General features: G+C 37.5%; 26 protein-coding genes. 9 read left to right on the top strand and 17 right to left on the bottom strand.

Features of this window, described 5'->3' with window-relative positions:
* Positions 1 to 3: 3 nt before the first annotated feature.
* The 6 genes from BN1208_RS03165 to ygfZ are packed head-to-tail and all read left to right on the top strand — an operon-like array spanning position 4 to position 5,269.
* Entirely contained in the window at positions 4 to 864 is an 861-nt protein-coding gene (locus BN1208_RS03165; RefSeq protein WP_046487818.1) for a DUF58 domain-containing protein, read from the top strand.
* Between the two features lie 4 nt (positions 865 to 868).
* The gene (locus BN1208_RS03160) at positions 869 to 1,861 is read left to right on the top strand and encodes a hypothetical protein (protein WP_046487817.1); all 993 of its coding nucleotides are present in this window, start codon (positions 869 to 871) and stop codon (positions 1,859 to 1,861) included.
* Complete coding sequence (locus BN1208_RS03155; RefSeq protein ID WP_046487816.1) at positions 1,858 to 2,835, top strand: vWA domain-containing protein; 978 nt, start codon at positions 1,858 to 1,860, stop codon at positions 2,833 to 2,835. Before BN1208_RS03160 ends, BN1208_RS03155 begins: the two co-directional genes overlap by 4 nt.
* The gene (locus BN1208_RS03150; RefSeq protein WP_046487814.1) at positions 2,826 to 3,380 is read left to right on the top strand and encodes a hypothetical protein; all 555 of its coding nucleotides are present in this window, start codon (positions 2,826 to 2,828) and stop codon (positions 3,378 to 3,380) included. The genes BN1208_RS03155 and BN1208_RS03150 overlap by 10 nt, the downstream gene beginning before the upstream one ends.
* Positions 3,381 to 3,384: 4 nt before the next feature.
* Positions 3,385 to 4,371, top strand: a complete 987-nt coding sequence (locus tag BN1208_RS03145; RefSeq protein WP_046487812.1) for a vWA domain-containing protein — start codon at positions 3,385 to 3,387, stop codon at positions 4,369 to 4,371.
* A complete protein-coding gene (ygfZ, locus tag BN1208_RS03140; RefSeq protein ID WP_052734626.1) occupies positions 4,349 to 5,269 on the top strand; it encodes a CAF17-like 4Fe-4S cluster assembly/insertion protein YgfZ in 921 nt (306 codons plus the stop codon). The genes BN1208_RS03145 and ygfZ overlap by 23 nt, the downstream gene beginning before the upstream one ends.
* On the opposite strand, the gene ftsB is transcribed toward ygfZ, so the two are convergent.
* The 8 genes from ftsB to glyA all read right to left on the bottom strand — a co-directional run bounded on the left by ftsB (position 5,266) and on the right by glyA (position 13,348).
* Positions 5,266 to 5,589, bottom strand: coding sequence for a cell division protein FtsB (gene ftsB / locus BN1208_RS03135; protein ID WP_046487810.1), 324 nt, complete (start codon positions 5,587 to 5,589; stop codon positions 5,266 to 5,268). The genes ygfZ and ftsB overlap by 4 nt on opposite strands.
* 6 nt (positions 5,590 to 5,595) lie before the next feature.
* Positions 5,596 to 6,882, bottom strand: a complete 1,287-nt coding sequence (gene eno, locus BN1208_RS03130) for a phosphopyruvate hydratase (protein ID WP_046487809.1) — start codon at positions 6,880 to 6,882, stop codon at positions 5,596 to 5,598.
* Between the two features lie 28 nt (positions 6,883 to 6,910).
* Positions 6,911 to 7,747 (bottom strand): 3-deoxy-8-phosphooctulonate synthase, encoded by an 837-nt coding sequence (gene kdsA / locus BN1208_RS03125; RefSeq protein WP_046487808.1) that lies wholly within the window; start codon positions 7,745 to 7,747, stop codon positions 6,911 to 6,913.
* Positions 7,744 to 9,387, bottom strand: a complete 1,644-nt coding sequence (locus BN1208_RS03120; protein ID WP_046487807.1) for a CTP synthase — start codon at positions 9,385 to 9,387, stop codon at positions 7,744 to 7,746. The genes kdsA and BN1208_RS03120 overlap by 4 nt, the downstream gene beginning before the upstream one ends.
* A gap of 355 nt (positions 9,388 to 9,742) precedes the next feature.
* Entirely contained in the window at positions 9,743 to 10,540 is a 798-nt protein-coding gene (locus BN1208_RS03115) for a TatD family hydrolase (RefSeq protein WP_046487805.1), read from the bottom strand.
* Positions 10,541 to 10,549: 9 nt separating this feature from the next.
* Positions 10,550 to 11,632, bottom strand: coding sequence for a bifunctional diaminohydroxyphosphoribosylaminopyrimidine deaminase/5-amino-6-(5-phosphoribosylamino)uracil reductase RibD (gene ribD / locus BN1208_RS03110; protein ID WP_046487804.1), 1,083 nt, complete (start codon positions 11,630 to 11,632; stop codon positions 10,550 to 10,552).
* The gene (nrdR, locus tag BN1208_RS03105; protein WP_046487802.1) at positions 11,633 to 12,079 is read right to left on the bottom strand and encodes a transcriptional regulator NrdR; all 447 of its coding nucleotides are present in this window, start codon (positions 12,077 to 12,079) and stop codon (positions 11,633 to 11,635) included.
* Between the two features lie 21 nt (positions 12,080 to 12,100).
* Entirely contained in the window at positions 12,101 to 13,348 is a 1,248-nt protein-coding gene (glyA, locus tag BN1208_RS03100) for a serine hydroxymethyltransferase (protein WP_046487801.1), read from the bottom strand.
* Between the two features lie 158 nt (positions 13,349 to 13,506).
* Here glyA and iscX point away from each other — a divergent pair, with 158 nt between their 5' ends.
* Complete coding sequence (gene iscX, locus BN1208_RS03095) at positions 13,507 to 13,701, top strand: Fe-S cluster assembly protein IscX (RefSeq protein ID WP_028817852.1); 195 nt, start codon at positions 13,507 to 13,509, stop codon at positions 13,699 to 13,701.
* Positions 13,702 to 13,704: 3 nt separating this feature from the next.
* Entirely contained in the window at positions 13,705 to 15,081 is a 1,377-nt protein-coding gene (locus BN1208_RS03090) for a phosphomannomutase/phosphoglucomutase (RefSeq protein ID WP_046487799.1), read from the top strand.
* Positions 15,082 to 15,092: 11 nt separating this feature from the next.
* Here BN1208_RS03090 and BN1208_RS03085 read toward each other — a convergent pair whose 3' ends face one another.
* A complete protein-coding gene (locus BN1208_RS03085) occupies positions 15,093 to 15,836 on the bottom strand; it encodes a sulfite exporter TauE/SafE family protein (protein WP_046487797.1) in 744 nt (247 codons plus the stop codon).
* A gap of 85 nt (positions 15,837 to 15,921) precedes the next feature.
* On the opposite strand from BN1208_RS03085, the gene BN1208_RS03080 reads away from it, so the two are divergent.
* On the top strand, positions 15,922 to 18,063 hold the full coding sequence (locus BN1208_RS03080) for a YgiQ family radical SAM protein (protein ID WP_046487795.1): 2,142 nt from the start codon (positions 15,922 to 15,924) through the stop codon (positions 18,061 to 18,063).
* A gap of 46 nt (positions 18,064 to 18,109) precedes the next feature.
* On the opposite strand, the gene BN1208_RS03075 is transcribed toward BN1208_RS03080, so the two are convergent.
* From BN1208_RS03075 to BN1208_RS03040, 8 genes are all read right to left on the bottom strand, one after another.
* Complete coding sequence (locus BN1208_RS03075; protein ID WP_046487794.1) at positions 18,110 to 19,447, bottom strand: CorA family divalent cation transporter; 1,338 nt, start codon at positions 19,445 to 19,447, stop codon at positions 18,110 to 18,112.
* A gap of 138 nt (positions 19,448 to 19,585) precedes the next feature.
* Positions 19,586 to 20,050, bottom strand: a complete 465-nt coding sequence (locus tag BN1208_RS03070; RefSeq protein WP_046487792.1) for a hypothetical protein — start codon at positions 20,048 to 20,050, stop codon at positions 19,586 to 19,588.
* A gap of 13 nt (positions 20,051 to 20,063) precedes the next feature.
* Positions 20,064 to 21,401 (bottom strand): hypothetical protein, encoded by a 1,338-nt coding sequence (locus BN1208_RS03065; protein ID WP_046487790.1) that lies wholly within the window; start codon positions 21,399 to 21,401, stop codon positions 20,064 to 20,066.
* Positions 21,402 to 21,556: 155 nt separating this feature from the next.
* Positions 21,557 to 22,186, bottom strand: coding sequence for a DUF6134 family protein (locus BN1208_RS03060; protein WP_052734625.1), 630 nt, complete (start codon positions 22,184 to 22,186; stop codon positions 21,557 to 21,559).
* An 8-nt stretch (positions 22,187 to 22,194) separates the two neighbouring features.
* Positions 22,195 to 22,851, bottom strand: a complete 657-nt coding sequence (locus BN1208_RS03055) for a DUF4136 domain-containing protein (RefSeq protein WP_046487787.1) — start codon at positions 22,849 to 22,851, stop codon at positions 22,195 to 22,197.
* A gap of 69 nt (positions 22,852 to 22,920) precedes the next feature.
* The gene (locus tag BN1208_RS03050; protein WP_046487785.1) at positions 22,921 to 23,520 is read right to left on the bottom strand and encodes a cation efflux transmembrane domain-containing protein; all 600 of its coding nucleotides are present in this window, start codon (positions 23,518 to 23,520) and stop codon (positions 22,921 to 22,923) included.
* 13 nt (positions 23,521 to 23,533) lie between these two features.
* Positions 23,534 to 23,959, bottom strand: a complete 426-nt coding sequence (locus BN1208_RS03045) for a DUF4399 domain-containing protein (protein ID WP_082092828.1) — start codon at positions 23,957 to 23,959, stop codon at positions 23,534 to 23,536.
* Positions 23,960 to 23,987: 28 nt separating this feature from the next.
* Positions 23,988 to 24,593: an alternative oxidase gene (locus BN1208_RS03040; RefSeq protein WP_046487783.1), complete on the bottom strand. Its 606-nt coding sequence runs from the start codon at positions 24,591 to 24,593 to the stop codon at positions 23,988 to 23,990.
* Between the last annotated feature and the right edge of the window lie 28 nt (positions 24,594 to 24,621).

Below are 24,621 nucleotides of genomic sequence, written 5' to 3'. Positions count from 1 at the left end.
AAAATGACACAAGTAACTCCACTATTTGATTACCACATCGGTTGGAAATCTAAAGGCAAGCATCCTGGTCATCACAAAAGTAACCAAAGAGGTATGGGTATTGAGTTCGCTGGTCATGCAACACTCCTCTCATATCCAGATCCAAGAAGAATTGATATTCGCCAATCGATTCGAGATCCCTTAGGTGAGATTCACGTCAAAATATTTAACCAGCGAAGTGCAACACCCGTCATGATTGTGTGTGACTTATCTGCCAGTATGAATTTTGGTGGTAAAAATAAAAAAATTAATCTTGCGGCCGAAGTCGCTCAATCCATTGCACATTCAGTGATTGATCGTCATGATGCTTTAGGGGTTGTAGGTTTTGATGATGAAATTAGAGAGGATTGGTTGGCGCCTATTTCATTTAGATCACAGCATGCAATGACACTCATCAATGAACTTAAAAAATTTACATCAACAAATAAATCAAACAGAGCAATTAAAGATCTTTATCAATACATGCCGCGAGAGCGTGCGCTTATTTTCTTTATTTCAGACTTTCATATACCAGAAGTTGATTTGGAAAATTGCTTATCTAATCTTATGAGGCATCATGTCGTTCCTATCGTGCTATGGGATAAGAAAGAATATATCAACTTACCTAATTTTGGCATTGTGACCATCACTGATCCTGAGAGTGGCAAAAAAGATACACTTTTTTTAAGAAAAGAATTGAAAGAAAAAATTATAGATTCATTTGAAAAAAGGCGAGCAACTATTACAAAATCTTTTATGAATTTTGATATTCCACCTTTTTTTGTGGATGAACATTTCGATGCCAATAAAATGACTGAGTACTTTAATCAATTTGTGGGCGCCTAAGATTATGAAATATCTTATTTCTCTCTGGATACTTTTACTTTCAACCTCGAGCTTTGCGCTGGATGCTCAAGAATGGCCTGATATTGAAGAGGGTATCGTTTCTATCAAAATAAAAGAGCCTCTCCAGCAAGTGGGTTATACCATAGGTGACAAACCTTCAAGATATATCGAAATCACGATTAAAAAGCCTTATGTTCTTATCAAAGAATCTCTTCCTATTCCGGGCTACGAAAGAAAATACCAAGGTCAAGATTTGGGTATTGTTTTAGACACCATGAAACATGTAATAAAAGAAAGTAAAACATCAACTACGCTAACACTTGATCTCACCTACCAAATTTTTACAAATAAGGTTGTCGTTAAACCAGGATTTTTACCTTCTGAATATATTCGACTGTTAAACCCTAATAACCCTGAAAAACAAGTATTTAAATATAGAATCCCAGAGCGACGAATCGCAATCTCTCCTCTTTCTATTTTCGGCAACGTTAAAATTGAAGAAGATATGAGCCCATTAAGAGGCGTTTTATTAATGGATGAAGAAGCCTCCATTAAAACTCTAAAAATTTCTGGCATCATCGCACTTCTCGCATTTATCGGCCTTATTTATATTTATAGTCAATATGCTTGGCTACCTAATAAGAGAGGTGTATTTGCAAGAACGCATCGTACGATTGGAAAGCTGAAAGCTACGCCTGCTTCTGTTCAAAAAGCCATAACTGATATGCATCATGCTTTCGATCTTGTGACAGGAAAAACACTTTTTAAAGACAATCTTCCTCATCTGTATATAAAAAATGCTTCATTTGAAAATATTGACTCAGAACTTCGCGAGTTCTTTAAACTTTCAACACTCGTATTTTTTAGCGCCTCATCTAAAAAATATGATCAAGAAGAAATACTTAAATGGCTTAAAAATTTCTCGAGACATTGTCGAGATTGTGAAAGAAAACTTATCGTTGACAAAAGTGCTCTCGTGGTAGGAGTTGCTAAATGACATTTTCATTTCCATGGGTCTTATGGTTTATGCCTTTAGCATTTATTCCACTTATTTTTAAAGAGGCTTCTCTTCAATATTATTCATGGAACGAAATGATTCCAAAAGATCGTCTCTCAAGCATCATTGCAATTATTTTAAAATTTATCGCCACGCTTATTTTAATCATGATTATTATAGGATTAAGCGGTCCGCATTCACGTCAAAAAGAAATTGAAAAAATAGGCATAGGTGCTCAAATTGGTCTTGTGCTAGATCGAAGTGCGAGTATGGACGACCCTTTTGCTGGGAATGATCAAACAAAAGTAGGGGAAATTAAATCTGCTGCTGCTGCAAGACTTATTATTGAATTCGTTCAATCTAGGGCAAATGATATGATTGGGATGGTGACTTTTAGTAACTCTGCGATGTATGTTTTACCATTGACTGATAATAAAAATGCGATTATTTCTGCGGTCAGAGCCACAGCTGGTAATGCATTATTTCAAACTAATATAGGTAGTGGACTTACCACAGGTGCAGAATTATTTAATAAAGTACCTGATTCAGGCTCAAGGGCTGTGATCTTACTTTCAGATGGTGGGGGTCGTATTGACGCTGCTACGCAGGAAAAAATTAAAGATTGGTTTGGCCGATTTAAAATTAGTCTTTATTGGATCGTATTAAGGCAGCCTGGTGGTATCAGTATTTTTAATACATCATACAAACCAAGAGATGATGATCCTTTGCCCCCTCAAATCGAATTAAATGAATTCTTTAAGACACTTCCTTCTTCCTTCCAGGCTTACGAAGCTGAAGACCCGAAAACACTCCAAAAAGCGATTGAAGATATTAATCAAAAGGAAAAGAAACCAATTAAATATTTCGAAAAAATTCCTGGTCAGGATTATTCAACGCATTGCTTTGTAACGGCAGCTCTTTTGATGATTGTTTTGCTGACACTTAAATTGATAGAGGTCAAGTCATGGCTTTAATAACAAAAAATATTTTTAGCACCAAAAAACTAACATGGCTTTTTGTCATACTCCTCATAGCTTCTCTCGGTATATTTATTAAGCAATTTATCGAATTAAAAAATATTCAAGTGTTTAATCAAAATATTAAGGAAGGCAAATCGCCTCGCATGTTTCTAAATAGTTTTGAAGCGCGATATGCAACTGCGTACTGGCTCACAACCAAAGAAAGATATAAAGAAGCAAGCCTTCTTTTTTCAAATCTTTTGCCTGTTGCTTCACCATCACAAAAAGCAGCGATTCACTACAATACTGGTAACATTTTCTTTAAGCGCGCATTAGCTATTAATGGCACAGATATGACTGTAAAAAATGAAACTGAATATTTATTTAGACAAGCAAAAGCCGCTTATATGCTCTCTATTAAAATCGATAACCAAGCGTGGGATGTGAAACATAATCTCGATCGCGTCCTGATGATACTTCCTGCTAATCCAGCCCCAGGGGTTGGCGACTCCGAATCACCTGGACTTATTTTGGGTAATATTCCTGTAGGCTTGCCTTAGAATTATGAAAGAGTGGCTGAAGACAATACAATCGAGATCCAATTTCGATTTGGACACCCTCTCACTTATATTGTCGATCGTATTAATAGTGCTAGCTATTATCAATCCATCGATACCGCTTAAACATAATATTTATAACTATGTATTTGTGGCTGACATCTCTCAAAGTATGAACACAATAGATATGTCCGTCATGAATAAACCCTTAACAAGACTAGAGCACATGAAGCATAGTCTTCACGAAATTATGTCTGAACTCCCCTGTGGTACGAAGGTAAGTATTGGAATTTTTGTCGGTGTCAGTGTTTCAGCATCTTATACCCCAATTGAAAATTGGGGTATAATCTGTGAAAATTTTGATGCCATTGAAGATACCATCGATCATCTAGATTGGCGGTCAGGCTGGTCTGGCAATTCTCGTATAAGAGAATCTTTTTTCAATCTAGCCCGCCTCATTAGAAGTTTCCCTGAAAACTCTCAAGTGGTTTATTTTACTGATGGCGAAGAAGCACCTAAACTTCATACATTTAATACAAGAGATCTGGGCCAATTCCAAGGAGGTAATGACTGGATTATTGTAGGTGTCGGCAGCCTTAAAGGCGCTCCTATCCCAAAACTCGACGGTAAGAATCAATTAATAGGATATTGGTCTAGTGATAGCTTTGGATTGCAACCAGGCATTGCACAGATCTCTGAAGCTAATCTTGGTACACGAGATAATCTTGTAGCGGGTGGTGAAAGTGATCGCTATATATCTAAACTTGATGAAGCCTACTTAAAAGATATTACTAAACAAATTGATGGCATCTATGTAAGAGGCGATTCTGTACTTAATATTTTAAGTGCTATGAAAAAACAAAAACCAGCATGGCAAGATACAGCAGATTTTCATCTCAAATGGTTTTTTGCTTCTCTCGCAGGAATCATTTTTAGCCTTCGATTTATTTCGATAAAACACATAAAGCAATATGTCATTAAACGTAGAAAGTAAATTCATTCATCTTAATACACATTCAACGATCAAAGTTGAGGGTGATGATCGCGTTCAATTCTTACAAGGCCAACTCACCCAAGACATGAACCTCATTACACTTGATCATGCTTTGTTTTCTGGCTTCTGCAATCCTAAAGGAAGAGTCCTAGCTTTTATGTTGTGTTATATGGATCAAGCATCAATTCACATACAAATAGATAGCTCAGTTGAGGAGTCTTTTCTTAAGCGCCTTAAAATGTATGTGCTTCGCTCTAAAGTTTCTATGAGTTTACTAGGCGATCAATTTACATGCATAGGTTTTATGGGGTACAAAGCTCTTCTAGATCAAGGTATTCGGCCACCAAAAAGCTATTTAGATATTGTTCGGTCACATGACGTGATGATTATGCGTGTAGGAAAAAATACTGAACGCTTTCAGTTAATGGGTGAAGCTTCCAAAGTAAAGTCATTTATGCAACTCAACTTACCTGAATATACTTCTATGAGTATTGAGTCCTGGAATAATTTAAATATTTTAGATGGGATTCCTGATATTTATCCAAGTACACAGGAAGCGTTCATTCCACAGTCATTAAATATGGACCTTATTGATGGTGTTAATTTTAAAAAGGGTTGCTATACAGGGCAAGAAATTGTTGCGCGAACGCACTACTTAGGTAAAGTTAAAAGACGAATGTACCGAGGTTTTATTGAATCACAAGATGTTCTGACGCCTGGCGACCAAATCTTAAATGAAAAAAAAGAAATCATAGGTCAACTTGTACGATCGGCTGTGGAAAATAATAGCAAAACAAATATGCTGATTGAACTAAGAGTAGATCAAGCGCATGAAGCGCTCTATATTAAAAATTATTTAATTGAAATAAACCCTGAAGAGAGAAAAATCTTTGATTAGTTCTTAGCTTTTGTATTATTCAGAACTTCAGTCTCTTTTTTATCTTTTTCTGGATTTGTAACTTGGAAAAATATTTCGTCTTGCTTGGTCATGCCAAGTTCATTGCGCGCTCTTTCTTCAATAGCTGAAAAACCTTGCTTAAGATCAGATACTTCTGCATTAAGTACATTATTTCTTATCTGATTATCATTATTTGTTTTCTTTTGAATTTCAATTTGCTGATTTAAACTCCATACACGAAACCAACTTCCTTTTCCGAACCATAACGGGTACTGCATTAAAGCAACTAGCACCACAAAAATGATAGTTAAAGATTTCATATAAAATTATTTACTCAATTGATAAAAACAAGCAAGGCCTGCATAAGATGTGGCACTCCCAAGCTCTTCTTCAATACGAAGCAATTGATTGTATTTTGCAATACGTTCAGATCTTGAAAGTGAGCCCGTCTTAATTTGCATTGCATTTGTAGCAACTGCTAAATCAGCAATTGATGTATCTTCTGTTTCACCAGAGCGATGAGAAATAACTGCGGTATAACCTGCTTTTTTTGCCATTGCGATCGTCTCAAACGTTTCAGTGAGTGTGCCAATTTGATTCACTTTTATTAAAACAGAGTTAGCTACCTTACGCTTAATACCTTCATCTAAAATTTTTGGATTGGTTACAAAAAGATCATCACCTACCAGCTGAATATGTTTACCTAGTCTTTGTGTCAGGACATGCCATCCATCCCAATCAAACTCACTCATGCCATCTTCAATACTGATGATTGGATATTTGTCACACCATGTAGCCAGATAATCAGTAAATTGCTCGCCTGATAAAGATAAATTTTCAGAAGCAAGATGATACTTACCATCTTTATAAAATTCAGTGCTTGCACAATCAAGTCCAAGATACACATCACGACCTGGCTCATATCCAGCCTGCGAGATTGCTTCCATAATCATCTGTATAGCAGACTCATTAGATGGAAGGTTTGGTGCAAAACCACCTTCGTCACCCACGGTTGTTGAGAAACCTTTTTTGCTGAGTGTTTTTTTAAGAGATTGAAAAACTTCTGCGCCACATCTTATGGCCTCTCTAAATGTGGGTCTTCCAGCTGGAATAATCATAAACTCTTGCATATCCACATTATTGTCTGCATGCGCACCACCATTAATTACATTCATCATAGGTGTAGGTAATTGCATGGGGCTTGAGCCACCAAGATAACGGTAAAGAGGGACATTAGAATTTTTAGCTGCAGCCACAGCGGATGCCATTGAAACCGCAAGAATCGCATTAGCTCCTAATCGACCTTTGTTATCAGTTCCATCTAATTCAATCATGGTTTGATCAATCAATGTTTGATCGTCAACATCAAGCCCTATGACAGCTTTCGCAATTTCTGTATTGACATGCTTCACAGCATTTAAAACACCTTTTCCAAAATAACGTTTTGCATCGCCATCACGAAGCTCTATCGCTTCTTTACTCCCTGTGGAAGCGCCTGATGGCACCATCGCTCTTCCTATGACACCGGAATCTAAAAAAACGTCAGCTTCGATGGTTGGATTACCTCTCGAATCGATAATTTCTCGAGCAACGATTTGCTTCACAAAACTCATTCTAAGTCCTTCTTTTGCAATTAATTATTTAAGACATTTCAATGAAGCCTGCTTTTTTAACTGATCTATCAATCTCAGCTAATACTTCAAGCAGCGCTTTCATTTTTTTAAGTGGCCACGCATTAGGACCATCAGATAACGCTTCTTTTGGATTCGGGTGTGTTTCCATAAAAATTCCTGCAATACCGCTTGCTACAGCAGCTCTTGCCAAGACAGGGACAAATTCACTTTGACCACCGCTTTTATCCCCCTGCCCTCCAGGTTGCTGCACTGAATGCGTTGCATCAAAAACGACTGGGCAATTTGTTTCTCGCATAATAGATAAACTTCTCATATCAGAGACAAGCGCGTTGTAACCAAAAGATGCGCCTCGCTCACAAACCATAATATTATCTAGGCCGCCATTAGCTTCTTTGGCTTTTGTGACTACTTGCCTCATATCACCGGGCGCTAAGAATTGGCCTTTCTTGATATTTACAGCCTTACCTGAAGTTGCAACAGCATTAATAAAATCTGTTTGTCGGCATAAAAAGGCGGGTGTTTGGAGAACGTCTACAACACTTGCAACTTGCTCAACCTGAAATTGATCATGCACATCCGTTAAAACTGGTACACCAATTTGTTTTTTCACTTCAGATAAAATTCTTAAACCTTCATCAATACCAAAACCTCTAAAAGTTTTATTTGAGCTTCGATTAGCCTTATCAAACGAGGATTTAAAAATAAATGAGATATTAAGTGCTGCAGTAATTTCTTTTAATTGGCCTGCCACATCTAAAGTCATCCCTTCAGATTCGATGACACATGGTCCGGCAATTAAAAATAATGGGTGATTTAATCCTACGTCAAAGTTGCATAATTTCATGATGCACTTCCTTTAGACTGTTTATATTTAAGCGCGGCTTGAATGTAAGCTTTGAATAATGGATGGCCTGTTCTTGGGTTGGAAGTAAACTCTGGATGGAACTGACAGCCAATAAACCAAGGATGCTGATCTTCTGGTAACTCTATAATTTCACAGAGCTGCTCAAAAGGCGTTCTTGCAGAAATTGTCAGCCCTGCTTTGATCAATTGATCTACATAATGATTATTTACTTCATAACGATGGCGATGTCGTTCGTTCACTTCAGACCCATAAATTTTATGCGCTAGAGTACCAGATTCAATTGGACACTTCTGTGCGCCTAATCTCATTGTGCCACCTAAGTCTGATGAATCATCTCTTTTCTCAATCGCACCTTCAGATGACTTCCATTCCGTAATTAATCCAATAACTTGATGTTCGGCATCCTGATCAAATTCGGAACTGTTTGCATTTTTCAGCATAGCTTTATGTCTTGCAAATTCAATCACAGCAAGTTGCATACCCAAACAAATACCTAAATATGGAATCTTATTTTCTCGTGCAAATTGAATGGCTTTAATTTTACCTTCAGTACCTCGCTTACCAAAACCACCAGGCACTAAAATAGCATCCATATTGGCTAATGGCTTAGTGCCACTTTTTTCAATTTCTTCTGAATCAAGATAATGAATTTTTATTTTGGATGATCTATGAATACCAGCGTGTATTAATGCTTCTGTGAGAGATTTGTAGGACTCAGTGAGGTCTACATATTTACCCACGAATGCAATGTCAATATCATGTTTACTGTTTTTAAGTGCGTCTATAATTTTTTCCCAACTCGATAGGTCTGCAGGCTTGGCTAGAATATTTAATTTGTGACAAACAATTTCATCAATCATTTGCTGATGTAATAAACTTGGTATTTTATAAATGGAATCTGAATCAACTGATGAGATAACTGCCTCAGGGGCAACATTTGTAAATAACGCTATTTTTTTTCTTTCTTCATCAGGAATAGCACGATCTGCTCTACAAATTAAAATATCTGGTTGAATACCAATCTCTCTTAACTCTTTAACCGAATGCTGGGTTGGCTTTGTTTTTAATTCGCCTGCTGTTGAAATAAAAGGAAGTAAAGTGAGATGGATGTAGCATGCATTTTCACGTCCTTCTTCAAATCCAATTTGACGAATAGCTTCTAGAAAAGGAAGGGACTCAATGTCACCTACCGTGCCTCCAACTTCAACGATAGCAACATCGGCACCATGAGAGCCATTTTTAATATGTAATTTTATTTCATCTGTTATGTGCGGGATGACCTGAACGGTCTTACCTAAGTATTCGCCACGGCGCTCTTTGCGAATGACGCTGTCGTAAATCTGGCCTGTCGTAAAATTATTTTTCTTGCCCATACGCGCTGAGATAAAGCGCTCGTAATGGCCAAGGTCAAGATCTGTTTCTGCACCATCATCTGTCACAAAGACTTCGCCATGCTGGAATGGGCTCATCGTGCCAGGGTCAACGTTAATATAAGGATCGAGTTTGAGCATCGTCACTTTGATGCCTCGTGACTCTAAGATTGCCCCGAGACTAGCGGCTGCGATACCTTTACCTAAGGAAGAAACGACACCGCCAGTAACAAACACGTATTTGGTCATGGAAAGGCTTTTAAATAATTGCTGACGGGAGTCTATTTTACTTTAAAGCTATGTATCTCACAATTGAAGTTTGAGGTTTCTCAAATAGGGAAAGGGATTTCAACGTTTTTTATCTAAATCATCAAGAAAATAGGCTTTCTTTTATTGGATAAAATAGTGAGCTGTCAACCCGTTTTAATAAAAAAACATCTCCACAAAATCTGTGGATAACTTTGTGGATAAAGATGACATAAATTTATAACTCTCGAATTTATAAGCGTTTTTTTAAATCGCTTATTTTTTAAGCTAAATAAAATTTCTTTAAAATCAATGACTTAACTTATGTCCCTAATTCCATTAGGATTTTTGGTCACACTTAATGTAAATTCTCAGCAGATGTGCATAACTGCACTATTTTAGGGAGTGCATCGAGCGTATTTTGATGCGACGTCTCAATCACAGAAGTTAAATTCATGCCGCGTAATTCGGCAAAAAAAGTGGCGATCTGAAGTAATTCTCCGGGTGTATTTCTTCCTTTATGTCCTAACCAAGAGGGAGGAATATCAGGAGCGTCTGTCTCTAACACAATAGACTCTAGAGGTAATGATTTAGCTAGCGCTTGAATATGTGTTGCCCTGGGATAAGTCATTGCACCACCAAAGCCTAATTTAAAACCTAACTCAATAAAAGCTTCTGCTTGTTGCATGCTGCCATTAAAAGCGTGGGCGATACCACCCTTCACTGGGAAGCGTCTTAAATTTTTAAGCACATCATCAATCGCATGTCTCACATGCATAATGACTGGCAAATTAAATGTAGCTGCTAATTTTAATTGAGCTACAAAAATTTCTTCTTGAAGTGTTTTGTTGTCTTTAGTCACAAAGAAATCTAAACCAATCTCACCTACTGCAACTGGTTCGTATGTTTTTAAATAAGCTTCTAGCGTATCTATATCACCATCCTTCATGTCACTGATATACATAGGATGAAAACCTAGCGCATAAAAACAATTGGGAAATTTTTTTCTAAGCTCGATGACATCATCAAAACTTTTTCGGTTAACTGCGGGAATAATAATTTTCTCAACACCATGATGAAGCGCATTTTTAATAATCGCATCTTGCTCATGACTAAACTCTAATGCATCTAAATGACAATGGCTATCGATGAGCATTCTGAATGATTACTTTAATTTAAATCGCATTCTTAAATCTTGACCAACCCAGCGGTGATCTAAAAGTGTCGTGGTAATTTTATTTTCTAAATTTTCATAAGCAGGCAGTGTAAACATACCCTTAGCTTCTGAACCTAAAATCACAGGCGCATAATAAATCATGAGTTCATCAATTAAATTAGCTTTTAAGAATGCGCCATTAAGGCCTTCACCCGCTTCAATCCAAACTTCATTCACTTCTCTTTTTGCAAGTTCTTTAAGAAGTGATGTCAAATCAACTTTACCACTATCATCTAATTGAAGACATTCAACGCCTAAGGCTTTTAATTGTGGTAATTTTTTTTGTTTATCATTTGCATAAGCGATAAGCAAAGGTTTTTCATGGAGTATGTCTGCCGCTAAGGGAATGTTTAATTCCGAATCTACAACCACGCGCAAAGGTTGACGCGCATGCTCATAAAGTCGTACGGAGAGTTTTGGATTGTCATGCACCACAGTGCCAATCCCTGTAATAATTGCACAGGAAGAAGCGCGCCAGTATTGAACATCTACTCTCGCTGCATCGCCCGTAATCCACTGACTCTTGCCGTTATGAAGTGCAGTCTTGCCATCTAAGGAGACTGCAAGCTTAGCTCTTACATAAGGTAATTGCTTTGTCATGCGAGAAATAAAACCCATATTTAATAATTGAGCCTGGGCTTCCATCACACCTAACTCAACTTCAATATGAGCATCTTTTAATTTTTGAATGCCTCGGCCTGAAACTAAGGGATTAGGATCTTGCATCGCAATAAATACTTTTTTAACTTTAGCTTCAATTAATGCATCTACACATGGTGGCGTTTTACCCTTATGCGAACAAGGTTCTAATGTGACATATACATCACTGCCTTCCGACTGACTGCCCGCTTCTTTTAATGCAATCACTTCAGCATGAGACTCCCCTGCCTTTTCGTGAAAACCGCGACCTATAATTTCATTATCTTTAACGATGACACAACCAACTCTTGGATTTGGCGATGTGGTGAATAAAGCTTTTTCTGCAAGCCTCAAAGCTTCACTCATGAAAAATTGAGGTGAATGTGAATTCATTTAATCAAGATCGCGGATAACATCATGGAAATCCTCGACATCTGAAAAACTTCTATAGACAGATGCGAATCGAATGTAAGCTACCTTATCCATTTTTTTTAATTCATGCATGACGTTTTCGCCTAACTCTCTTGCGGTGATTTCTTTCTCACCATAAGCTAAAACTTTTTGAATGATACGTTCAATGGCTTGCTCTATATATTCAACAGGCACTGGGCGTTTATGAAGTGCGCGGCTAAATGATTGGTGAAGTTTGTTTCGACTAAAGTCTTCGCGCTTACCATTTTGTTTCACCACTTGAGGAAGTGTGAGCTCGACAGATTCGTAAGTTGTAAAACGTTTATCACATTCCGAACAACGGCGGCGGCGGCGAATTGAATTGCCTTCATCGTTAACTCTTGAGTCAACTACTTGGGTATCATCAGTTCCGCAGAATGGGCATTTCACTTGGGATATTTAAATCTGAAATTAAGACCCATAGACTGGGAATTGAGCCGTTAAAGCAACCACCTTGGCTTTGGTCTCGTTAATGACTTTTTCACTAGCAGGATTATCGAGGATGTCTGCAATCATATGCGCTACCAAGTAGGCTTCTTTTTCTTTAAAACCACGTGTTGTAATTGCTGGGGATCCAATACGAATCCCTGAAGTCACAAAAGGACTTTCTGGATCATTAGGAATTGAATTTTTATTAACCGTGATATGAGCTTGCCCCAAAAGAATATCTGCGGCTTTTCCGGTTAAACCTTTAGGTCTTAAATCAACTAAAAAGACATGTGACTCAGTGCGGCCAGAAATAATACGCACACCACGTTTACTTAATGAATCAGCCATCGTTTGTGCATTTTTAATCACTTGTGTTTGATACACTTTAAATTCTGGTTTTAATGCTTCTAGGAAAGCTACTGCCTTAGCTGCAATCACATGCATCAAAGGTCCGCCTTGAATACCAGGGAACACAAAACTATTAATACTTTTTTCAAATTCAGCTTTCGCTAAGATAATACCGCCACGAGGACCTCTTAAAGTTTTATGTGTGGTGGATGTCACAAAATCTGCAAAAGGAACTGGGCTAGGATAAACACCTGCAGCAATCAGTCCTGAGTAGTGCGCCATATCTACCATAAAATAGGCACCCACTTTTTTCGCAATCTGCGACATACGCTCCCAATCAAAACGCAAGGCATAAGCTGAAGCGCCACCAATAAGGAGTTTAGGTTTTGATTCAATCGCGAGCTTTTCCATGGCATCGTAATCTATCTCCTCATTTGCATTAAGGCCATAAGCAACGATATTAAAAAGTTTGCCTGATAAGTTTGCAGGGGAACCATGCGTCAAGTGCCCACCATCTCCTAGGCTCATACCCATCACAGTATCGCCAGGCTTAAGTATTGAGAAATAAACAGCCTGATTAGCTTGGCTACCTGAATGGGGCTGAACATTGACATATTCTGCGCCATATAATTTCTTTAGACGATCGATCGCGATTTGTTCGACGTTATCTACGAATTCGCAACCGCCATAGAAGCGCTTACCAACATATCCTTCAGCGTATTTATTTGTGAGTTGTGAACCTTGAACTTCCATCACAGCAGGACTTGTATAGTTTTCCGAAGCAATGAGCTCAATATGATCTTCTTGTCGCTTCACTTCATGAGTGACTTGAAGTGCAATTTCTGGGTCCACAATACTTAATTTTTCAGCTTTGCTAAACATGTCTATATATCCGCTATGTATTTAAAAAGATTAGAGATTTTTGTCTCAGAAAAGTCGATATTTTATCATGGGTCTGACCTATCTTTCTCAATGAAGTTCTATCTTAGATAAAATCTAAAAGTTATAATCTTTCAACTAAATTGAAGAAGAGGTTTTGTATGCACTGGACTGATAGTCAAAGGATTGCTGAGGCTTTATATGATAAACATCCCGATATAGACCCCAAGACAATTCGATTTACTGATCTATACCAATGGATCCTAGATCTTGAAGGCTTTCAAGATGATCCTAATAAATGTGGGGAAAAAATTCTAGAGGCTATTCAGCTCGCATGGATTGAAGAGTCAGAATAAATTATGGCATCACTTCCCAAAGAGATTTTTAAAGCCTATGACATTCGTGGCATTGTGGGTAAAAGCCTTACGCCTGAATTTGTAGAGATCATTGGTCGTGCAATTGGAAGTGAAGCGATTGATCGCAAACAAAAAGACATCTGTATTGGTTTTGATGGAAGACTTTCAGGCCCTGAACTATCGAACGCACTTATTCAAGGCATTCTTAAAACAGGTATCAATGTGATTAATCTAGGCATGGTGACAACGCCTATGGTTTATTTCTCTACATTCTTCCTTAACACCCAATCCGGCGTCATGGTGACAGGAAGCCATAATCCGCCTGATTACAATGGCTTAAAAATGGTTTTAGGGGGTGACACCTTGTCAACCGAAGCCATACAAAAACTCTATACCCGCATAGAAGATGAAACCTTTTATGAAGGCCAGGGCTTAGAAAAGAAATATGACATTGCTAACGATTATATTGATGCTATTAAAAATCATATTCATTTAAAACGTCCCATGAAAATTGTCATTGATTGTGGCAATGGTGTGGCAGGCGCTTTCGCTAGACAAGTTTATAAGAGCATTGGTTGCTCTGTAGAAGAATTATTCTGTGATGTGGATGGCACATTTCCTAACCACCACCCTGACCCCTCTGAGCCAAACAACTTAAATGATGTGATAACACACCTTAAAAAAAGTGATGCTGAATTAGGTTTTGCGTTTGATGGAGATGCCGATCGTCTAGGTGTCGTCACAAAAGATGGTCAAATCATTTATCCCGATCGACAACTTTTATTATTCGCAGAAGATGTATTGAGTCGCAATCCAAATGCGACGATTATTTTTGATGTGAAATCAACACGCAATTTATTTCAGTGGATTAAAGACAAAGGTGGTAAGCCTTTGATGTGGAAAACAGGACATTCACTTATTAAAGCAAAAATGAAAGAGGAAAATGCAGCGCTCGCAGGAGAAATGAGCGGTCATACCTTTTTTAAGGAGCGCTGGTATGGCTTCGATGATGGTATTTACGCTGGTGTAAGACTTCTAGAAATTTTAAGTCGCTTTGATAATCCATCTGAAATTTTAAATAATCTACCGAACAGTATTAGCACACCTGAACTTCAAATTAAAATGAATGAGGGTGAGCCTCACGCTTTAATTAAAAAATTGCAAACAGAAGCGCAATTTGATAATGCGCTAGAAATTATTAAAGTTGATGGTTTGCGAGTTGAATATCAAGATGGCTTTGGTTTAATGCGCGCATCCAATACAACACCTGTAATTGTCTTGAGATTTGAAGCTGAAAATAAAATTGCGCTTGAGAGAATTCAGCAAGCATTTAAAAAAGTACTTTTTAAAGCATCTCCAGAATCAAAATTACCTTTCTAAGTTTTTTACTTTCAAGTAAGTAGCAATTTAAATCCTGCAATCACTAAAACTAATGCTAATGTTTTTTTAATGGTATTAGCTGTATAAAATTTTATGCCTAGCGTTGTACCAATCAAAGCACCTATCAAAGTAGCCACTATGAATAGTGGCAATTGATCGGGTAAATTTTGCACAGAAGAATAATTTCCAAGTAAACCAAAACTTGAATTAATTAAAATAAAAAGTGCTGTGATACCTGAGGTTGTCTTAGTTGTACTCCATCCTAAAAATAAAATAAGTGGGGATAAAAATATACCTCCCCCTGTTCCAGTCAAGCCTGCTAAAAATCCAATTAAAGCGCCAATAATCATTGCCAAAATAAATGGTGGTTTCTTAAGTTTTTTATCAATTTTATTGGAAAGATTTGTAACAAGAGAAATAGCAGATATTAAAAGAATAATACCCACGATAGATTTATAAATATGACTAGGCGCATTTATAAAACCACCTAAAAATGCAAAAGGTATAGCACCTATAGCAATAGGTAATAAGACTTTAAAATCAAAAAAACCTTTTCGTATGAAACGCCAGCTCGTCAATGAGGCAATAAAAATATTCATTACTAATGCGGTGGGTTTAATCACAGCGCTAGGAATATTAAATAATGTCATGATCGCAATATAGATTGAAGCACCCGCATGTCCCACAGATGTATATAAGACTGCGCCTAGTAATAAACACACGCTAATCGCTAAATCGATTAATTCAAAGTGCATAAAGCCTCTGGTTTGCTGAGTTAAATTCTTTTAAGTAGTTAATTATAAAGCGTTAAATAGATTTATCAGGGTAAAATACTCAACTATGCAAAACACGACTCATTTAACGCCGCAAGCGATTAATAAATACCGTCCTTATTGGGCGAAGCGCTTTGGTACGGCCCATATGCTGCCTATGACACGTAAGGAGATGGACGTATTAGGCTGGGATAGTTGTGACATTATTTTGGTGACAGGTGACGCTTATATTGATCACCCTAGTTTTGGTATGGCTTTAATTGGGCGGTTGCTGGAGGACCAAGGCTTCCGTGTGGGTATTTTATCTCAGCCTGATTGGTCAAGTGCCGAGCCATTTAAGGCGCTAGGAAAACCTAATCTTTATTTTGGCATCACGGCCGGCAATATGGATAGCATGGTGAACCGATATACGGCTGACAGAAAGATTCGTTCGGATGATGCTTATACCCCTGGAGCTATCGCTGGCAAACGCCCTGACCGAGCAGTGCTTGTTTATACTCAACGTTGTCGTGAAGCATATTCTGATGTGCCTCTAATGATAGGCAGTATTGAAGCAAGTCTTCGTAGAATTGCACATTACGACTACTGGTCTGATAAAGTGCGTCGCTCAGTTCTTGTCGATTCTAAGGCTGATATCTTGTTATATGGTAACGCTGAACGAGCGCTTATTGAACTTACACATCGCATTGCTGATGGCGAAAAGTTAGAAGACATTCAAGATATTCGAGGTACAGCATTCTTGCGTAAAAAAATTCCTGAAGGCTGGGAAGAGGTAGCTTCCGCACATCTTGATCGTCCCGGAAAAGTTGAAACACATGTCGACCCTTACGAAATGAAAATGGGCGCAGGGACTGATTGTGAAACTAACGCTAAATCGAGTGAAGAAAAATTACCTGATGGCATACAGGCCATTAAGATAGTTCGAAAAACAAAAGCCGATCGAAGTATGCAAGTTGTTCGCTTACCAAGCTTTGAGGAAGTGGTTGATGATCCAATACTTTATGCGCATGCATCGCGTGTACTTCATTTAGAAGCCAATCCAGGAAATGCGCGAGCGCTTATCCAAAAACATGGTGATAGAGAAGTTTGGCTTAATCCCCCCCCTATTCCGCTCACCACAAAAGAAATGGATTATGTATACGACCTCCCTTACGCAAGGAAACCACATCCAAGTTACGGGGATGCGAAAATTTCTGCATGGGAAATGATTCGCTTCTCAGTCAATATTATGCGTGGGTGTTTTGGTGGGTGCACTTTCTGTTCTATTACAGAACATGAAGGTCGGATTATTCAGAGTCGCTCAGAAGAAAGTATTCTAAAAGAGGTTGAAGAAATTAGAGATAAGGTAGATGGATTTACAGGTGTTATTTCAGACCTCGGTGGACCTACAGCTAATATGTATCGCATGGCTTGTAAGTCAGAAAAAATTGAAGCTTCGTGTCGAAAACTTTCTTGTGTTTATCCAGGCATTTGTGAAAATTTAAATACCGACCATACTGCTCTCATAGAGCTTTATCGAAAAGCAAGAAATACCAAAGGCATTAAAAAAGTACTCATTGGATCAGGGCTTCGTTACGACTTAGCTGTTACTTCGCCTGAGTATGTAAAAGAATTAGTGCAGCACCATGTGGGTGGCTATCTAAAAATTGCGCCTGAGCACTCCGAGGAAAATGTGTTATCTAAAATGATGAAGCCAGGTATTGGCTCATATAATAAATTCAAAGAAATGTTTGATCGCTTCTCAAAAGAAGTGGGTAAAGAACAGTACTTAATTCCTTACTTCATTGCAGCGCATCCAGGTGCCACTGATGAAGATATGATGAACTTGGCTTTATGGTTGAAAGAGCACGATTTTAAATTAGACCAGGTACAAACGTTCACACCAACACCGATGGCAATGGCCACAGCTATGTACCACTCAGGCAAAAACCCTTTACGAAAAGTGACGAAAGATAGTGAAGAAATTCCTATTCCTCGAGCAGGTGGTGTGCGAAGACTGCATAAAGCATTCATTCGTTACCATGATCCTAAGAATTGGCCAATGTTACGTGAAGCATTACAACGCATGGGTCGAACTGATTTAATTGGAGATAGCAAAAAACATCTCATCCCTGCAAGACAACCTTTATCTGAAAACCATTCAAGACGAATGCATCAATTCGCAAGAAATAAAACGTCTGCACCAAAAATATTCAAACGTGCTCGATAACATTTAATCTCATCAAGAAGTTTCGGAAAAATAAAGTATAAAAAATTTATTTATTTTCAGATCTTAATCGTTCAATACGCTTATTTTCAAATGTTCTTAACCCTATAAAAGTGAGCGCTCCGATGGCAATCATGATTAAAACAAAACAACTATAAGCCAATGGCCATGGAATACCATCGGTCATCATGCTAAATTCAGACATACCACCAATACCTGCAATAATGTTCACTGGCATAAAGACCACACTAATAATCGTTAATCTTTTCAAATCAATATTTTGATTTACGTTCAAGAAACCCACTGTAGCATCCATCTGGAAATTGATCTTATTAAATAAGAATGATGTATGGCCATCTAATGAATCAATGTCACGTAAAATTTCTTTCACATCTTCATGTTGACTCGCGGATAAAAGCTTTGAGCGCATTAAAAAAGATAGCGCGTTTCTGGTATCCATCACATTGCGTCTAATCTTACCGTTTAAATCTTCTTCGATCGCAATATCAGAAAGTATGGTTGCAGCTTGGCTATTCGTCATATAAGACTTCACAACTTGACTGCCCACTTTTTCTAATCTTGAGTAAACGTCTTCTAGTGCGTTTGCTGAATACTCAATATCTGCTGCATACAAGTCTAATAAGACATCTTTAGCTTGTGACACGTAACCTGCTTCTGCACGCGCTCTTAAACGTTGTAGTCTAAATACAGGCAACTCTTCGTTTCGCACTGTAAATAGTATTTTGTCTTTAAGAACAAAGGCAACGGTGACATTCTTAGATTCTTTCGTTGTGTCGAGTAAGAAATTAGAATGTAGATGGATCTCACCATTATCTTCAATATAAAAACGTGCACTTGTCTCTAGATCGGTCAGTTCGTTAGGATTAGGGATGTGAGCACCAAAAATCTCCCTTGCCCACTCGAGCTGCTCAATTTCAGGTGTCACAAGATCTACCCATATAGGCCTTGCTTTTTCGAGATCTTTTCTACTGTATATAGGTATCTGACGTAAGCGCCCTTTAAAGAGATCGAATACTCGAATCACTGTAATTTGTTCTTTATTTGAAGTTTCATCAGACACAAGGTCCATGCGGATATCATCAGAAACTTCAAGGAGTACATCATCACGACGACTTGACTCAATATGATCCCAAACGACGATTCGCTCGTGTTCTAATAAAACCTCTAGAATCCGAGCGATTTCATTCACTTCAAGCTTCTTAATGAGTCTTTCTAATTCGATGGAATTTTGTTTTTGAACCAAAGATTCGACAATATCTTGGCGAGACATTTCTTGCTTAAGAATGAGGTTTCCGACTAAATTTTGCTTGGCTAGCAAATTTTTGATACTAGATAATTTCTTATCAATGTTGTTTTTTTCTGACATGATAATTGCCTCTAATTCAGATTAAGCTTAAGGTTTCGGCAATTGTAAAGTAATAGCTATCAAATTGAAACCTTAATAGTCAACAAAAAATAAGAAGTTATAAAAGATGAATTTAGTACGTACTTAAATTAATTTAATTTATCTTTTCTTAAAGCGATAAATCAGCAAGATAGAAAGAAATAAAATGTTTGGATACCAGATATACCAATGCGTCCATGGAATGCCGTCTATCTTAAAATCTGATATGGGCCAAAAAATTGGAGTGGCAAAAAAAGCTTTTGAGTGAAATGGAAAATCAAGAACTATATGAAATGGCCAGGCCAGCATAGCCATAGCTAAAGCTCGATTAAAGCGATAACCACAATAGATAATCGGCAAACATATAATGAAACTGTGGCCGACTGAGTAAGTTAAGAAGAGCCAGTCTGGAATAGACGCCAAGGAAGGCTTACCGAAATACCAATTTCCTGTTGCAACATTCATAAGTAAAAATAAGCCAAATGAAATTAAGTCTGGCATTGCACCAAAAAAAATTGCAGTCCAAGGATATCTCTTATATCCAAATAATCCATAGCCCCATAAGGCGTGACTTAATGTATCCACAATAATCTAACGATTAATTTTTTATTGATGGGCCTGATATCAACCATAGCTGACCATGCTCAACTAACTTTGTATCTTTATGATCAAGATGCGCTTGTGTGGTGCCGAGATAATATCTGCGTTTAACATCAAACCATGAAGCTTTCTGCAATAAGGATGTAATTTCAACAATACCTGAATGTTCTTCATCGATCGTCATAAAATCAACTGCCCCAGGTTTAAATAACTCAGGATTAGATTCAAATAGTTTAGTGGTTTTATTAACAGCAGGCTCATACATCCAAATCGCTGCTAAACGGTTATTTTCTCCTGGATCTTCTTGCACCAACACTCGACCATCGCCATCTACAACTAAATTATCGAACATTTCAGCCCCTATACTTTGGGCGCTGAGTGGAGAACTAATTCGTCCGCCATGCAAAGGATTTGAGATGTCATCAAAAATCAATTGATTTAATCGGCTGTCGCCTCCGATTTTATCGGTAGTGGCAAACCAAAATTTGCTTGCATCTAAAGCATCCCAAGCCCCATCTTCTGGTCTTGCAAAGCCTGTGGCACCAAGTTTTTTAGCTTCTTCTCTGAGAGTTTTGCCATCTAAACTTGCCATAGCCTTCAAGGGCACTAAACTAAAGCGCTCGTTAGTGACTTTAATTGCATACAACTGTCCGCCAATTAATCCAGATTGTTCAACCGGATTTCCCACCGTCGTTTTATTGCCCATATAGACTAATAGCAAACCATCTTGAATGTCATCTAAACCTATTACCAAAGTGCGATCTTGGCTTGAAGGATTAGCCAATAAATTTTCCCATGCAATATGGCCAAAATCAGGCATTAAATAACTGATGCCTTCTAGGCTGTGAGCAAAAGCTCGTCCACCTGCTTTATCTTCTTCACCATTTAAAAAGAGCTGCCCGTTATATCCCTTCCGAGTCGCTACATTATAGAAAGCCGAGGACGGGGGTAAATCCGCAGAACAAAATCGATTAAAATTCAAACCCGCTGGAACTGTTGATTTAATTAAGTCCGTTCCACTTTTCACCTTGAGACTTTCAATATCAATGACCCAGCGAGAAACAAACGCACCCTTTTCTCCATGAGCGCGAGCAATACCTTTATCGTGAGCTATCTCATGGTTCATCAGCAAACTAAAAGTGCCGTCGTTATTTGTAAAAACACCTAAACCATCTGGTACACCAGCCATGGCATAGCCGTTGGCAGCAACTTCTCCCACAGTGATAATTGGTTGCACTTGCCAGCCAGGTAAAGAGGGAATGATGTAGGCTGGAGCCGAAATAACATTGCTAGAAAATACTATCGTGACGAATAACGCTTTTAGTAATAACTTCATAAAGACCTTTTTTAATTAACCAATAAAATAAGAAAAAAATATCAAAGCTGTTTTAAATATTACAAAATTAACAGGATTATTTTTGATATCTTAACTTTAATAAGAGTCAAAATTTTGACACTTAGTCACATAACACTATTACGCCCCGCCAAAATCTACTTAAGGATGTAGGAAATATGATGGTCGTCAGGTGTAATTGACTCTAACTTAACCCATTCCTTATTATCTTTATACCAAATCTGAATATTAATTTTAGGGGCTGTTATGCGATATGAGTCAGCTTCTATATTTTCATTTTTTACCTTAATAACTTCCTTACCTAAACTTTTAATTTGTACTTCAGTATAATCACCCATCTGGGCATTTAATAATTGACTTTGTTTTAACATGAGTGGATTCCAATAGCTGAAAGTCATAGGGCACTCTGCAGAAAAGGCTTCTTTTGCAGGCTCAATCAGCTTGAACGTATTGACTTCAAATTTTCCGAGCACTTTGTATGTGTCACCGCCATCTTGCGTTGAAGCGTTTATTGAGTGAAGGCAGTTTTTATTCCAAAGCTCTTGCGATATATGTTTATACTTATACACAGGAATAGATAAGAGTGTGACTTTAAAGTTTGCATTACTCGTCAGCTGATGAAATTTTTCTTCTTCTTTTAATTGAAAGGTATGTTCGCCAATCAATTTACCATCCATAAGCACGTCAAAATTCCAGTCTTTTGCGAAACAAAAAATTGGGAAAAAAAGCAAAATAAGACTAAATTTTTTAAAAGAGTAATTTTTCATAAAAAAAACTAACAAACACCATTCCAAGATTTTTCTAATGATTGAGTCTCATTATTTTTTCCCGGGAAATTATTGAAATACATATCAATCAAATATGGAAGTGTCGCAGTGAGTTTTGAACATGTTCCTTTACTTCTTAAACTCCCCTCGTAAACTTTATCGAGCTCTTTGTCTTTAGATTTAGGTTTTGCTATATCAATATGGATATATCTTGTATACAAAGTATATTTGTTAGTATGGGTTTGATAGCCACGATATCCATACATAGGCAAACCTGGATACATAGCCCATGAATTTAGTGAATATCCCGAATAACCTATCATGCCGAAATCAGGGACGGTGTAAGTCTCAGTCATCTCTTTTCCCATGTCGTCGCCATAATCAAAGAAAAGTAGTAATTCTGGTTTTTTGGAGTGATCAATAACAGTAAAGCCTAATTTTTCGATACGATCTTTAAGGATTGCTACATAATTTTTAAACTCCAAAGAACCTTTTTGTGATTGGTGCCATGGTACTATCGCAATAGTAGGAGGTTTGAAATCATTAGGAAGCTCATGGAATACAGTAAGCTCACCTTTAAGTACGGGATTTTTTTCTGCAAGGCTCTGACAACCACTAATGCTTATTAATGAAAGAAGACTAAGTAACAAGAAGAAAAATTTCATATCAATACGACCTTATAATTTATTTTTTGTTCCTTAATTTAGCCTTATTAACCCAGTCTTAAAAAAAAATTACGGCTTCAAAGGTATTTTGTGATGCTCTGAAGCCTCCCAGATTTCTTTTGCAGCATCAAGATTGATGGCCATAATAAAGAACCCCACAATGAGGTCTGGCCACATCGATAACCAAATGAATCCTATTAAGCCCGCAATAATAATACCTATATTAGCTAATGCATCATTTCGTGCAGAAAGAAAAGCGGCTCTTGTTAAACTGCCCTGATAATCTCTAAATCGAATTAAAACAAAAGTACAGCCAAGGTTAACCAGGAGAGCCCCTAACCCCGTCAAAGACAGAATAGATGGATCTGGAATTGAAGGCATATTAAACTTTTGCCAGGTTGTATATAAAAAAGCAATTGCAGGTACAACCAAAATAACTGCTAAACATTTACCCAATCTTTCTTTATTTTTTACTGACCATCCAAGCGCTAAAAAAATAAGAATATTGATTGAGGCGTCTTCGAGAAAATCAATGCTGTCTGCAAAAAGAGAGGTTGAATGTATGTTGTTTGCGACTATAAACTCTACAAAGAAATAAGCTAAATTAGCAAATGCAACAAATAAAACTGATTTTGCAAATTGCGCATCTTGTTTATGATCAAAAGTCATAAATTAAAAATAATTATTGCACTTCAATTTTTATAGTTTTACTCAACTCCATGCCATACGAGCGATGATAACCATCTGCAAACTGAAGGGTAAGTGTATAGATGCCAGATGTTAGGTTGAGCTCGACTTCTTTCTGTCCTTTACCAAAATGTAAATGATTTAAATCTGCGGGGATTGTGAGCCCTTTTGCTATATATGGCTGGTTAATCAATAAATGATGATGGCCTGAGCCTTCTACATATTCTCCTGCAGGGCTAATCAGCATGCCATTTAATTCAAAGATCACCTTAAAAGGGCTTGTTACTTTATCTCCATCTTTTAGGTTAGCAAAATTCACTGAAGGCTTGCTCAATGACCCCCCATCTCTTGGGTAAGAGAAAATATTTAAGGAAAAAAGAAGGGTTAATACGCTTACAAATAAAAGAGCTTTTATTTTCATCAGTGAATACCTCTATGTAAAATTATTATTAAGTGAGCTGATTTGAAAAAGAATGATTTACATCTCTATGATTCATCTCATCTTTTCTAACAGCTAGAATCACATCGCTTAACCGTGCATCATTTTTTAGATGCCAGTAATCAATAGCTATTTGAGGGGCTGGAATATTTTCATATTTACCTTCTCGAATTCCCTGCAAATATTCTGTGTAGCTATAAACAGCCTCTTCTTCAAAATAGCCCACTAAAAGATGGGCTGTTTTGGACGATATCAAATAAAGCAAAAAGAATAAATTATAGAAAATACCTTGCGCTAGAATAATCAAAAGTCTCTCAAAGCTATTGGGTTTGGCAATTTCAATGAAGGTCATTAAATGCATACGTTCATTCTCGGCCTCTTCTAGAAGTGTCTTTATCCATCCTTGATCATTTTCTATACGCCTTAAAGACTTCAGGTGCTGTAATGTGCCGCCCACCATCCCTGGCACACCTGCAACCTTCTCTAAAACTACTGCCCTATGTCCATAACGCCCTGCAAAAAAAGTATCGGCAAAGACGCGTAGAAATTTAGTACAAACCAAAGCGAAGTAATCGGAGGGGCTTTCGGCTTCATGATGAATTATTCTTTTTATCATATTGTTTTTAACAGGTTAATTTAACCTC

The organism is Candidatus Methylopumilus planktonicus (genome assembly GCF_000981505.1).
GTDB lineage: Bacteria > Pseudomonadota > Gammaproteobacteria > Burkholderiales > Methylophilaceae > Methylopumilus > Methylopumilus planktonicus.
The sequence above is the reverse complement of the archived record's forward strand: the minus strand, read 5'-3'. Positions and strand labels throughout refer to the sequence as shown.